The organism is Parabacteroides goldsteinii DSM 19448 = WAL 12034, assembly GCF_000969835.1.
GTDB classification, from domain to species: Bacteria; Bacteroidota; Bacteroidia; order Bacteroidales; family Tannerellaceae; genus Parabacteroides; species Parabacteroides goldsteinii.
Map to the genome: position 1 here is coordinate 141,852 of NZ_KQ033915.1, position 13,003 is coordinate 154,854.

A 13,003-nucleotide genomic window follows, 5' to 3' on the forward strand; every position below is an offset into this window, starting at 1 on the left:
CTGGTTGTAACTGTTTCCCCTCTCGAGAGGGGAGGGGATTACTCCCGTTTATATTTCCAACGTTTATGTGTCCAGAGCCAATAGGCCGGATTGCGGAGAATCATCTTTTCCGTCATGCGGGCGTATGATTCGGTAATATCGTTCTCGGCAGTCTGTTTGGCATGGGCGGTCATCAGCTTCATTTCGACTGTATAGTAGCCGCGTTTCACTTTCTGTACATCCAGGAAGATGACCGGCAAATCCAGTTTACGGGCGATACGTTCCGCACCGTTCAGCATAGCGGTATCCTGGTTCAGGAAGGTAGTCCAGTAATGCAGGTTTGCCTTGCTGGGTGTCTGGTCGGCTATGAAGATAACGATGTTGTTGTTGCCTTCTTTCTTCAACGTCATCATATCGCGTACCGTGTCGTTCTTCTTCATTCCATAAGAACCGAAGCGGGTGCGCAGATAAATGAACAGGCGGTCGACAGCTTTGTTATTTAACGGTCGGTAGATTTGCCACAGGCACGAATCGGTATATACCAGGCTGGAGGCGCTGAACCATTCCCAGTTGCCGTAATGGCCCATCAGCATCATCACTGTTTTTTGTCCTTCTGCCTGCAAACGGGTTGCCACTTCAGGATTCTTGATATGGGCACGGCGCAATACTTCTTCGGGAGAGATATGCGCCAGTTTGATTGTCTCGACGATATAGTCGGCAAAATGATGGTAAAAGGCCCTTTCCAACCGGCGTAATTCTATTTCCGATTTCTCGGGGAAAGAGGCTTCCAGGTTGCGGCGCACTACTTTTATCCTGTAACGAATCACCCAATAGATTAGTACATACAGGATATCGGACAGTACATACAGTACCGACATCGGTAAAAATGCATGCAGCTTGGCCCATGCAAAGATTAATCCGTATTGAATTTTATTCCACATATCAACCGATAGTTACTAATTCACAATTTAATGCGGTACGGTCTTCGTTCCATCCGGTCAGCGTCACCCGTCGGGTTTCGTTTACCAGCGAACTGTTATAAGGTATTTCGACTTTAATATAATTCTCTGTGAAGCCGTGCATCCGGCCGTCTTTGCGGGTATGTTCGAATAAAACTTCCGCCTGGCTGCCGATATGGGCATCGTAGAAAGCATGAAGTTTCCTGTCGGAAATATCCAGCAGTTGCTGACTGCGGGCATGTTTTACTTTCGGATCGACCGAATGGGCAATCTTCAACGCCTGTGTTCCCAGGCGTTCCGAATAGCTGAACACATGCAGCTGGCTGATGTCCAGGCTGTCGATAAAGTTGCGGGCATCTTCGAAGAACTCGTCCGTTTCGCCGCGTGTCCCGACAATCACGTCCACCCCGATAAAGGCGTGGGGCATGATTTCCTTAATCTTCTCAATCTTATGACGGAAAAGGGCCGTGTCGTAACGGCGTCTCATCAGTTTCAGCACCTCGTCGCTTCCGCTTTGTAAAGGGATATGGAAGTGAGGGGCGAACCGTTTGCTGGAGGCTACGAAGTCGATGGCCTCGTCCGTAATGAGGTTCGGCTCGATGGAAGAAATGCGGTAACGCACGATACCTTCCACTTCGTCGAGTGCACGAATCAGGTCGATGAAAGTCTCGCCCGTCGACTTGCCGAAGTCACCGATATTGACTCCGGTCAGCACGATTTCTTTTCCACCTTTGGCAGCTACTTCCCGTGCCTGCTCCACCATACTGGCGATGGTACCGTTGCGGCTTCGTCCGCGGGCAAAAGGAATGGTACAATAGGAACAGAAGTAATCGCATCCGTCCTGTACTTTCAGGAAATGACGCGTACGGTCGTCTGCCGAACAGGAAGGGGAGAAGGTCCGTATATCTTTAGTCTGTGAGGCAACGACGGCGCCGCCTTCTTCTTTCTTTTTCAGGTCATCCAGATACATTAATATATCCAGTTTTTGCTCTGCACCCAAAACCAGGTCGACCCCCTCGATATGGGCCACCTCTTCCGGTTTGAGCTGCGCGTAACAGCCGGTCACAACAATAAAGGCTCCCGGATGCTGTTTGCTGATGCGACGGATGGCCTGGCGACATTTCTTATCGGCCAGTTCCGTTACCGAGCAGGTGTTTACGACACAGATGTCTGCTTTCTCACCCGCACGGGCTTTACGTACGCCCTGCTCTGCCAATACCTTCCCGATGGTGGAGGTCTCTGCGAAGTTGAGCTTGCAACCCAGGGTATAATAAGCAGCTATTTTATTTTCAAATACGGTTTTGTCTATCATTGCGATTGAATTATCGCGCAAATGTAATTAAAATTATTGACATGTAGATTGTTGGTGTTTTGTGTGGTTTCAGTAATCTCGTTATTTCTCTTTTCCCTTTACAGTTAGAAGGAGAACATTGTGTTTGTGAAGATTAAAGGTATGGATGACTTACTGTTTTATTGTCCTTTCTTTGTGAATAAGAAACAGGAAGAAATAGATTAAGTTGTTTATTCGCCAGAAAGTACGTATATTTCGTACGATTTATTCGTGCAAACGTAAGGTCGTTCGTAATTAGTATTCATAACAAACAGAAAGAAATGAAGAAACTAAATGTAAATCTGGCAATTATCCTCTTTTTCGTAGTGGGATGCACTGATTGCCAACAGTCCGGTTCCCAAAATGACGAGATTATCAGTGTCGATGTTACTGCCAGCTATCCTGAAAAGGAACTGATTCTCCAGGATATAATGGATGTGGAATATGTTCCGCTGGAAACTACTGACGAGTTTATCACACATGGTATTGTGGAAGCTATCGGTAAGGAATTCTTGCTGGTAAGAAACCGGAACGATGGAAATATCTTCGTCTTTGACAGGAAAACAGGTAAAGGCCTGCGAAAGATAAACCGTCTGGGGCAAGGAGCTGAGGAATATTCCGGTATTTCAGGGATTATTCTGGATGAAGATAATAACGAATTGTTTGTCGTAGACTATACTAAGAAGATATTGGCATATGACTTATCCGGAAACTTTAAAAGAAGTTTCAAATTTGCAGATAACAGTCATTATGACGATGTATTCGATTACGACCGGGAGCATCTGATTACTTATAAGAAATACTACGGAACGCCGGAAGAAAACAGGCAAGCATGCCATATACTGTTTTCAAAGCAGGATGGAAGTGTCACCCGGGAAATACCAATTCCCTTTAAAGAGATGAAGACACCGGTTGTGATGAAAGATGAATTGGTTGTAACGCCTGAGTTTCATCTGACATTTCCAGCCAAGGATCATTGGGCGCTTGTGAATACATCTTCCGATACTGTGTACAACTATTCGCCGAAGGGTAATCTGACTCCTTCTATTGTCAGGACTCCCTCCATACAATCCATGGAAGTAGAAGTCTTTCTTTTCCCGACCATTATCACCGACCGCTATTATTTCATGCGGACTATGAAGAAAGAATTGGACTATAAAACGTTTAAAGGATTCCCGGGTACCGATTTGGTGTATGACAAGCAGGAAAAAGCAATCTTCAACTATACTATATGTAATGCTGATTACTCGAATAAGAAACAGGTCTCTTTCTTCTCGAAGCCTAAAAATCAAGAAATACCGGTCAGTCTGTCATTAGAAGCCTCTGACCTTACGGAGGCTTACGAAAAAGGACAGCTGAAAGGTCGGTTGAAAGAAATTGCAGCGACCTTGGATGAGGAAGCGAATCCGGTGATTATGCTGATAAAGCATAAGAAATAAAGAAATCAAACAGAGGCTGAGTTTGACCGGGTAAGGGTTAAACTCAGCCTGTCTGTTGTGTATCTGCCGGATAGTCTGTATTTTTGCACAAAATATAAGCATCTGTGCTATGATACAAGAAAACTTCATTAAGATATACGAAAACAGTTTCAAGGAAAACTGGTCGTTACCCGCACTGACAGATTACAGCAAGAACGTCACTTTTACATTCGAGGATGTAGCGAAGGAAATAGCCCGTATCCACATCCTGTTTGAGGAATGTCAGATACGCCGGGGAGATAAAATCGCTCTGATCGGTAAAGACAGTGCCCGCTGGTGTATTGTCTATATGGCGGCTGTTACGTATGGTGCAATCATAGTGCCCATCTTGCAAGATTTCAACCCGAACGACGTACATCATATTATCAATCATTCCGAATCGGTCTTCCTGTTCGTCAGCGACCGTATCTGGGATTCGTTGGAAGAGGATAAGATAGAAGAGATACGCGGTGTATTCTCTCTTTCCGACTTCCGTTGCCTGCATCAGCGTGACGGCGAAAGCATTCAGAAGTTGATGAAGTTGATGGATGAGAAGATGGCAGAAAAGTATCCGAAAGGATTTAGCAAGAACGATATAAAATATGCCGAACTGGATAACGACAAGGTTGTCCTGCTGAACTATACTTCCGGTACGACCGGTTTCAGTAAAGGCGTCATGTTGACCGGAAACAATCTGGCGGGAAATGTAACTTATGCCAAGACGCTCGATTTGATGTATCGTGGCGACCGCGAATTATGCTTCCTGCCGTTGGCACATGCCTATAGCTGTGCTTTTAACTTCCTCGTACCGATGGCGGTGGGAGCCCATGTCTATATGTTGGGAAAAGTTCCTTCTCCGAAAATCTTGTTGAAAGCATTTGAAGAGGTAAAGCCGAACCTGATTCTCACCGTTCCGCTGATTCTGGAAAAGATATACAAAAAGATGATTCTTCCGCAGCTGAGCAAAACAACGATGAAGCTGGCGTTGAATATTCCTTTGCTGGATTCGCGCATTTATGCCCAGATTCGTAAACATCTGGTGGATGCTATGGGAGGACGCTTCCGTGAAGTGATTGTCGGTGGAGCTGCCATGAACCAGGAAGTGAGCGATTTCCTGTATAAAATCAAATTCCCGTTTACTATCGGTTACGGAATGACCGAATGCGGGCCGCTGATTAGCTACGACCACAATTATGAATATGTGCCCGGTTCCTGCGGACAAGTCCTGAAAGGAATCATGGAAGTACGTATCGATTCTGATGACCCCTATAATAAGGTAGGGGAAATCCAGGTCCGGGGTGAGAATGTAATGAAAGGCTATTATAAGAATGAAGAAGCGACAAAGAATGCTTTTACCGAAGACGGCTGGCTTCATACCGGCGACCTGGGAACGATTGATGCGGATAACCGTATCTTTATCCGTGGCCGTAGCAAGACGATGATTCTGGGAGCAAGCGGACAGAATATCTATCCGGAAGAGATTGAGTCGAAAATCAATAACCTGCCTTTCGTCATGGAAAGTATCGTTATCGAGAAAAACGGCAAGCTGGTAGCTCTGGTCTATCCGGATTACGACACGGTAGACGGTACCGGAATATCCCATACCGACCTGCCGGTCATTATGGAACAGAACCGGGTTGAGTTAAATAAGCAGCTGGCTTCCTATGAAGTTGTTTCAGAAATACAATTATACCCGACAGAGTTTGAAAAAACTCCGAAGAAGAGTATCAAGAGGTATTTGTATAGCAACTACTGATACGTATCCATGTCTTGATTAACAGTCTATTACGCTTGTTGCAAAAAATAATTGAAAAAAAAGTATCTTATGTTGTACAACATATATAATTAATACATACATTTGCATCGTTTTACAACAACAAGAAGATATTATAGACCGTTTAAATTAAAGACAAAATGAAAAAGTTAGTTGCATTTGCTGCTATCGTTGCAGCCGTTTCTTTCACATCATGTGGTAACAAATCTGCAGAATCAAATGCTGAAGTAGCTGAAACAGAAACTACAGTAGAAGAAACTACTCCTGCAGTTGTTGAAGAAGAAACAGTAACAGAAGAAGTTGCTCCTGCTGAAGGCGGTTCAACTGCTGTTGCTACTGAAACAGAAGCTGCTCCTGCTGAATAATATTCAGTAATCAGTTAAAAGGACAGTCTGTATGCTCAAACATACAGACTTTTTTTGTTTATAATGGTATTCAATATGAAAAGAAATCGAATCATTATCCCAGTTGTCGCATTGTTAAGTCATACGATGTATGCCCAGACCCCGGTTGACATGAATTTGCAGTTGCAGAATGTGGAAATACAGGGTAAACGTATTGCCGGTCTCAATGGCGGTGAGGTTAAACGTCTTCAGGTAGACAAGAACCTGAGCAGTATGACGGGCACAGTATCCGAAGCCTTCCGGCAAATGCCTTCGCTGGTGACCGATATTGAAGGGGGAGTCACTTATCGCGGGTCGGGTAAAGCAGGGATGCTGATTAATGGTATTCCTTACGGATTGCTGGAGGAATATAGCGGAGATGTCTTTATCCAGTTGCCAGCTTTATTTTTCAACCGGATATCAATGTCTGCCTTGCCTGATATTTCGCTGGTGCCTGATGGGGATGCCGGTGTACTGAACCTTTCCTCTACTAATTATACAAAATCGGATTCACCGCTGACGGTGACGTTGGGAGCGGGATTGCAGGAACGGTATAATGCCGGGGCAATCGTAAATCTGCATCCGGGGAAATTTCATATTATTGGGAAATATAATTACCGGAAAGAATACCGCGAACGTTCGTTTGACAAGACGACAAAAACGGATGCCGGTACAACCATAATGAATAATAATGCATCGGCACGTCCGGATGTTCATCTGGCCGACCTGAGTGTGGGGTATGACCTGACTTCAAAAGACTTGCTGACTGTCTACGGATTATATCATTTGATGGATTACAGCCGTTATGGGGGAATCAATAATAAGGTCTTGAACCCGGATGGAAGTGTAAAGAACCAAATAACCCGCTATCGTTATAACGACCAGCGTCAAGATGCTTATGCCTTGGAGGCTCGTTGGAACCATCGCTTTTCTAATCCGCAGGATCAGTTAAGTGTAACATTCAACTATAATGACTTCGGTTATGATGAGGACAATTACTATGAAAATGAGAAGCCGGGAACCGGAAATATCCTGAAGAAAGACAATATGTTCATCAATCAGGACAAGCATAATTATTATTTTTCTGCTGCCTTCAGTAAGTTGTTTGCCGATGAATGGTATTTCAAAGCCGGATATATCGGACGTATCAAGGATGAAACTTACAGGACGGAGACAAACGACATCGGCCTGGATGATAATACCTGGACTCCCGTTGCCAATAAAACATACGATTATTCTTTCAACCGGAATACCCATTTGTTGTACGCCTCGGTCGATAGACGCTGGGACCGCTTCTCTGCCGAAGCCGGTTTACAGGCGGAAGTCAATGCGCAGAAATTCAAAACACAGAAAAGCAATACTCGTTTTCATGTATATCCCCGGGTAAAGTTTTCTTTGCAGACCGGTAACGCGGGTTGTTTGTCATTGAGTTATCTGCAACGCGTGATTCGTCCTAATGGAGCGGATTTGAGTCCTTTCACCAATTATAGTGACCCGACTCATCTGTCACAGGGGAATCCGGATTTGAAGGATGAGTTCATTCATTCATTGGAATTGTCTTATCTGTTGGTTGCAAATCGTTTCCGTTTCTCTCCGGCCATTTATTACCGTAATAAATCGAACCGGATTATGGAAGTGATAAACGAGGAGTCTATCTGGCAGAAAGAGAATATAGGCCACAGCCAGGCATTGGGTTTTGAACTTTCCGGAAACTGGAATCCTATCCGTATCCTGAATATCGGTTTTTCCGGTAATGTGTACAGAGATGAAATTGATGGCAGAACGGTTGGGTATGAGGAGAAGAAGTCAATGGTTTGCACCGACCTGAAAGGAAGTGTGAGTATCTATATCACCCCGACCACGGAGTTTCAGCTGGATGGTTTCTTTATCTCGGACCAACTGACTCCGCAGGGTAAAATCAAAAGCCACAGCAGTGTGAATGCCGGGCTTTCCCAATATTTCATGTATCGTAAACTGCGTGCCAATCTGAGTATCAATAATATCTTTGACAGCCTGGAAGAGACAACCCTTATCGATACAAGTAAAATGCACATGGAACAAGTACGCAACCGGGATGCACGGGTGACCTGGCTGACATTGACCTATAGTTTGTAATAAACGAAACTATATAGGTGGGGAAGGGGGGCTGAATGTTAACTCTTCCCCACTTTCTTTTTAGGGATATACAGGATCAGGCGAATGGACTGGTCGTATGTGAAGTAGCTCCATACCCATTCGATCAGTACCATCAGTTTGTTCTTGACACCCAGGATAGAACGGAGGTGTACCCCCATCCACACCATCCAGGCAATGAACCCTTGCAGCTTTAACTTTTTCAGGTCGGCCACTGCTTTATTGCGTCCAACGGTAGCCAGTGTTCCGAGATTTAGATAATGGAAGGCTTTCAATTCTTTGCCCGATTCCAGCCGTTTGAGGTTGTCGGCAAGCAGGTTACCTTGTTGGATTGCTACCTGGGCTACCTGTGGGTGGCCGTTCGGGTAGTCTTCCTCTGTTTGGAAGCAGACATCTCCGATGGCAAAAACGTTTGCCATTCCCGGCATCTGGTTAAATTCATTTACCGTTATTCGTCCACCGCGGTTTAACGCTTCTTTATCAATATGTTCGAAGTGGGTGGCAGTTACTCCGCTAACCCATACGAGTGTTTGGGTTGCGATGGTGGAGTTGTCGTCCAGTATCACTTTCCCGTCCTGATAATCAGTAACGCGTTTGTTGAGTATGATGTTTACTCCCATTCCTTTCAGGAACTTTTCTGCATTGGCTGATGCTTCGGGCGACATTACTCCGAGTAGCCGGGGAGAACCTTCCACCAGGTAGATGTGCATGTCCGACTGTTTCAGGTCCGGATAATCCTTGGGCATAACGAATCTTTTCATTTCAGCCAATACTCCCGATATTTCAACACCTGTTGCACCGCCACCGACTATAACTACGTTCATTAGTGCTTGCCGTTCCTCCGGGTCGGTACAGATTGTCGCCTTCTCGAAGTTTGAGAGCAGGGTATTCCTGAGTTCGAGAGCTTCCTGGATTGTCTTCATCGGCAAAGCCTTTTCTTCGATGGTCTTGTTGCCGAAGAAGTTGGTGATAGTTCCCGAGGCAATCACCAGATAATCGTAGGTTAATTCACCGATGGATGTTTCAATCAGATTGCGTTCGGCAATGATGGCTTTCACTTCCGCCATCCGGAAATAGAAGTCTTTCTGCTTCTGGAATATCTTCCGGAAAGGAAATATGATTGAGCCCGGTTCCAGCCCGGACGATGCTACCTGATACAACAAAGGCGGGAACTGATGGAAATTGTTTTTGTCTATCAGGACAACCTGGAAATTACTCCCCTTCAGTTTATTGGCCAGCTTTACTCCGCCGAAGCCACCCCCTATGATGACTACGCGTTTCTTATTTGTTTTTGCGATGTTGAAGCCCATGATGTTCTATGTTATGTTTTATAATAGAACAATCGGAAACGGAATATGTTCGGATGGAATAGGGGGAAGGCCTTGATTTATAGGATGAGTTATCAAGGATTATGGTCTCTGAAACAAATACTGTTTAAATCCTTCCGTATAATCCGTGCGATAGTCCCCATTCTCATCTGCATAGATAAACATATATTCCAGTTCCGGATGTTGTTGTTGGATTTTGCGGGCTTCTTCGCGGCCCATAGCCATGAAGGCGGTAGCGTAAGCATCGGCGGTCATGCAGTCGGCGGCGATAACGGTTGTGCTGAGGATCGGTTGTCCGGCAGGAGAGCCTGTTCTCGGGTCGATGGTATGGGCGTATTTCTTTCCGTCTTTGATGTAGAAGTTGCGGTAGTCGCCGGAAGTGGCAAGGCCGTGGCGTCCGCATAACAGGAGGATCACCTGCAACTCTTTATTCGTGCCCATCGGATCATCGGATGGCCTGGTGATCCCAATGTGCCAGCATTCACCTTTAGGGTTGACGCCTTTGGTTGTCGTTTCACCACCTATATCGATCAGGTAGTTTTCGATACCTTTACTGTCGAAGAGACGGGCGATGACTTCGCAACAGCATCCGTCTCCCAAAGAGGAGCAATTCAGCAGAAGGCGGGGATCGTCTTTGATAACCTTCCGTCCCTCCAAACGGACTTTCTGATAACCGACAAATGGGCGTATGCTATCTATCATGGCCGGCGTAACGCTGTCACTCTTGCTGAATCCGAATCCCCAAAGGTTGATAAACGGGGCACAGGTAATATCATAGATGCCATTAGTCTGTCCGGATACTTCCATCGCTTTATTGAAGACTTCGATGAAAAGATCATCGACCTCTATATCTTTGTTTTGGTTTACCTGGGAGATGACGGAGGTAGAATCGAACGGATTAAGGCAATGGTAGTAGCGTTGAAGTTCAGCACTGATTTCATTTTCCAGCGATTCGGTATATTCGAACTTGATTTGATAGGGAGTATGAAGCATGCCGGTTACTTCGTAATACTGTTTCGGCTGATTGCATCCGGTCAGGAGAAAGAATAGGGATAAAGAGAGGAGGTATAGATGTTTCATATATTTGTTAATAATATACTAATGAACCATTAAATAGGTATTCGGGAGGGTTGAAAACAACTACCCTCAAAGGGGAATGTTGTCTACCTGGTAAGTCGACGTTGCCTACCTAGTAGGTAGATGATGCCTACCAAGTAGGTAGACATAGCTTACCAAGTAGGTAGACGTGGTGACTTCCCATAGGTGACATAACCGACCTGCTCCCGTGTCAGGCACGGGGGACAGGTTTTCTTTCAGGTTACAACCCCATCAATATCTTCTTCAATACTGTTTGTGCTGAGATTTCCCGGTTGGCTGCTTCGGGGATGACGATGCTTTGCGAGCTTTCGATCACGTCGTCGGTGACGATCATGTTACGACGAACCGGCAGGCAGTGCATGAAATAAGCATTGTTGGTCAGCGCCATCTTTTCCATATCGACAGTCCAGGCGCGGTCTTTGCTTAATACCTGGCCATAATTCGGGTCGGCATAGGCGGCCCAGTTCTTGGCATAGATGAAGTCGGCACCTTCGAAGGCCTTCTTTTGATCATATTCTACACGGGCATTGCCGACGAACTTCGGGTCGAGCTCATACCCTTCGGGATGGGTGATGACAAATTCGTAATCGGTTGCATTCATCCATTCGGCGAAACTGTTGGGAACGGCCTGCGGTAAGGCTTTCGGATGAGGCGCCCAGGTCATAACCACCTTCGGACGGGCAGTCTTCTTGTATTCTTCAATCGTAATCAGGTCGGCAAAACTCTGCAACGGGTGGCGGGTAGCCGCTTCCATGCTGAATACCGGACGACCGGAGTACTGGATGAATTCGGAGATAATCTTTTCATTGTAATCGTCCGCCTTGTTTTCGAAACGGGCAAAGGAACGGACACCGATGATATCGCAGTAGCAACCCATGACAGGAATAGCTTCCAGCAAATGTTCAGGTTTGTCACCATCCATGATGACACCACGTTCGGTTTCCAGTTTCCAGGCACCCTGGTTCACGTCGAGCACCATCGTGTTCATCCCCAGGTTCATCGCAGCCTTCTGGGTGGAGAGGCGGGTGCGCAGGCTGGAGTTGAAGAATATCATTAGCAGCGTCTTGTTCTTGCCAAGTTCTGTGAATTGAAAGCGGTCTTTCTTGATCTCGAATGCTTCGTTAAGCGCCTGCTTCAGGTCGCCTACATCTTGTACACAAGTGAAATGTCTCATGTTATTTATCTGTTTATATGAATGGCAAATGTAGTCAATTTAATTGAATGATAACATAGGCTACAAAGGCTGTTTCTTACTACTGTCTAATCTGGCCTTCCCCCTCGATAATATACTTATAGGTAGTCAGCTCCGGCAATGCCATCGGCCCACGGGCATGCAGCTTCTGCGTACTGATACCGATCTCTGCTCCGAATCCGAACTGTGCGCCGTCGGTGAAGGCGGTCGATACGTTTGCATAAACGCAGGCGGCATCTACCTGTTGCTGGAAGATGCGGATAGCTTCTGCCGATTCGCTTACGATACTTTCACTATGTTTTGAACTGTATCGGGCGATGTGCTCCAAGGCTGTGTCGAGACTGGCTACCGTACGGATGCTCATCTTGTAGTCGAGGAACTCGGTACCGAAACTGTCTTCCGTAGCCGGTTGAAGCAGTTCCGATGGATAAGAACCAGCCAGGGAGTTGAAAGCCGGTTGATCGGCGTATATGATTACATGGCTGTCCTTTAACTTATTGCAGATATAGGGCAGGTCGCCGAGCCGGTCTTCATGGATGATCAGGCAATCCAAAGCGTTACATACACTGACACGACGCGTCTTTGCGTTGTTTACGATGGCTTGCCCTTTCTCTTTGTCTCCCTCCTTGTCGAAATAGGTATGGCAGATACCGGCTCCTGTCTCGATTACCGGGACACGGGCATTGTCACGAACGAAGTTAATCAGCGAACTGCTGCCACGTGGTATGATCAGGTCGACCAGTCCGACAGCATTCAGCAGTTCGGTTGTCGCTTCCCGGTCAGGTGGCAGCAGGCAACAAACAGCCGGGTTTACGCCATGACGTTCCAGCACCTGATGGATGATACCGACCAGTGCCCGGTTGGAGTCGTCAGCATCTGAACCTCCTTTCAATACACAGGCATTGCCACTCTTGAAACAGAGGGAGAATACATCGAATGTCACGTTGGGACGTGCTTCATAGATCACACCTATTACTCCGAATGGGACGGATACCTTGCGGATAACCATGCCGTTCGGGCGGGTTGTTTCGCTTAATACCTTTCCAAGCGGTGAGGGGAGTGTTGCTACATTTCGCATGTCTCCGGCAATACCTTCCAAACGGTCGGTTGTCAGTTTCAGACGGTCGTATTTGGGATTGGCCGGGTCCATACGGGACAGGTCTTTCTCGTTTGCTGCGAGCACTTCGGCTTGCCGGTTCATCAATTCGCCGGCTGTATCGGTCAGGATACGGTTTATGGCTTCGTCACTCAGCGTGATCAGCTGGCGTGAAGCGGCAACGGTCTGCTGTAATAGGTTCTTAATAGACATTCTTGATAGTAACTTTTTCCCTCTTGAGAGGGGGCAGGGGGTGTGTAATAATTTGCGTGAA

Annotated in this window: 10 protein-coding genes; 4 read left to right on the forward strand and 6 right to left on the reverse strand. The window is 46.3% G+C overall.

The genetic code is table 11. From position 1 onward, the window contains the following. Positions 1–38: 38 nt before the first annotated feature. Positions 39–920: a lysophospholipid acyltransferase family protein gene (locus HMPREF1535_RS24685; RefSeq protein ID WP_046147941.1), complete on the reverse strand. Its 882-nt coding sequence runs from the start codon at positions 918–920 to the stop codon at positions 39–41. A 1-nt stretch (position 921) separates the two neighbouring features. Further along, entirely contained in the window at positions 922–2,250 is a 1,329-nt protein-coding gene (mtaB, locus tag HMPREF1535_RS24690) for a tRNA (N(6)-L-threonylcarbamoyladenosine(37)-C(2))-methylthiotransferase MtaB (RefSeq protein ID WP_046147942.1), read from the reverse strand. A gap of 299 nt (positions 2,251–2,549) precedes the next feature. On the opposite strand from mtaB, the gene HMPREF1535_RS24695 reads away from it, so the two are divergent. The 4 genes from HMPREF1535_RS24695 to HMPREF1535_RS24710 all read left to right on the forward strand — a co-directional run bounded on the left by HMPREF1535_RS24695 (position 2,550) and on the right by HMPREF1535_RS24710 (position 7,997). After that, entirely contained in the window at positions 2,550–3,707 is a 1,158-nt protein-coding gene (locus HMPREF1535_RS24695; protein ID WP_046147943.1) for a 6-bladed beta-propeller, read from the forward strand. A 109-nt stretch (positions 3,708–3,816) separates the two neighbouring features. Further along, positions 3,817–5,481 carry an AMP-binding protein gene (locus HMPREF1535_RS24700; protein ID WP_046147944.1) on the forward strand — a complete coding sequence of 555 codons (1,665 nt, stop codon included), beginning with the start codon at positions 3,817–3,819 and terminating at the stop codon, positions 5,479–5,481. A 158-nt stretch (positions 5,482–5,639) separates the two neighbouring features. Beyond that, positions 5,640–5,864 (forward strand): hypothetical protein, encoded by a 225-nt coding sequence (locus HMPREF1535_RS24705; protein WP_046147945.1) that lies wholly within the window; start codon positions 5,640–5,642, stop codon positions 5,862–5,864. 75 nt (positions 5,865–5,939) lie between these two features. After that, positions 5,940–7,997: an outer membrane beta-barrel family protein gene (locus tag HMPREF1535_RS24710; RefSeq protein ID WP_046147975.1), complete on the forward strand. Its 2,058-nt coding sequence runs from the start codon at positions 5,940–5,942 to the stop codon at positions 7,995–7,997. A 38-nt stretch (positions 7,998–8,035) separates the two neighbouring features. Here the strand turns inward: HMPREF1535_RS24710 and HMPREF1535_RS24715 are convergent, their stop codons facing one another. From HMPREF1535_RS24715 to HMPREF1535_RS24730, 4 genes are all read right to left on the reverse strand, one after another. Further along, on the reverse strand, positions 8,036–9,325 hold the full coding sequence (locus HMPREF1535_RS24715; protein WP_046147946.1) for an NAD(P)/FAD-dependent oxidoreductase: 1,290 nt from the start codon (positions 9,323–9,325) through the stop codon (positions 8,036–8,038). Between the two features lie 99 nt (positions 9,326–9,424). Beyond that, positions 9,425–10,423, reverse strand: coding sequence for an FAD:protein FMN transferase (locus HMPREF1535_RS24720; RefSeq protein ID WP_046147947.1), 999 nt, complete (start codon positions 10,421–10,423; stop codon positions 9,425–9,427). A 238-nt stretch (positions 10,424–10,661) separates the two neighbouring features. Continuing rightward, positions 10,662–11,615 (reverse strand): Rossmann-fold NAD(P)-binding domain-containing protein, encoded by a 954-nt coding sequence (locus tag HMPREF1535_RS24725; protein ID WP_046147948.1) that lies wholly within the window; start codon positions 11,613–11,615, stop codon positions 10,662–10,664. Between the two features lie 79 nt (positions 11,616–11,694). Continuing rightward, positions 11,695–12,942 carry a glutamate-5-semialdehyde dehydrogenase gene (locus HMPREF1535_RS24730; RefSeq protein WP_046147949.1) on the reverse strand — a complete coding sequence of 416 codons (1,248 nt, stop codon included), beginning with the start codon at positions 12,940–12,942 and terminating at the stop codon, positions 11,695–11,697. Positions 12,943–13,003: the final 61 nt, after the last annotated feature.

Excerpts from the sequence above, each read along its gene's own strand:
- HMPREF1535_RS24695 (WP_046147943.1), top strand. The coding sequence starts at position 2,550 with ATGAAGAAACTAAATGTAAATCTGGCAATTATCCTCTTTTTCGTAGTG.
- HMPREF1535_RS24700 (WP_046147944.1), top strand. The coding sequence starts at position 3,817 with ATGATACAAGAAAACTTCATTAAGATATACGAAAACAGTTTCAAGGAA.
- HMPREF1535_RS24715 (WP_046147946.1), bottom strand. The coding sequence starts at position 9,325 with ATGGGCTTCAACATCGCAAAAACAAATAAGAAACGCGTAGTCATCATA.
- HMPREF1535_RS24720 (WP_046147947.1), bottom strand. The coding sequence starts at position 10,423 with ATGAAACATCTATACCTCCTCTCTTTATCCCTATTCTTTCTCCTGACC.
- HMPREF1535_RS24710 (WP_046147975.1), top strand. The coding sequence starts at position 5,940 with ATGAAAAGAAATCGAATCATTATCCCAGTTGTCGCATTGTTAAGTCAT.
- HMPREF1535_RS24685 (WP_046147941.1), bottom strand. The coding sequence starts at position 920 with ATGTGGAATAAAATTCAATACGGATTAATCTTTGCATGGGCCAAGCTG.
- HMPREF1535_RS24705 (WP_046147945.1), top strand. The coding sequence starts at position 5,640 with ATGAAAAAGTTAGTTGCATTTGCTGCTATCGTTGCAGCCGTTTCTTTC.
- HMPREF1535_RS24730 (WP_046147949.1), bottom strand. The coding sequence starts at position 12,942 with ATGTCTATTAAGAACCTATTACAGCAGACCGTTGCCGCTTCACGCCAG.
- HMPREF1535_RS24725 (WP_046147948.1), bottom strand. The coding sequence starts at position 11,615 with ATGAGACATTTCACTTGTGTACAAGATGTAGGCGACCTGAAGCAGGCG.
- mtaB (WP_046147942.1), bottom strand. The coding sequence starts at position 2,250 with ATGATAGACAAAACCGTATTTGAAAATAAAATAGCTGCTTATTATACC.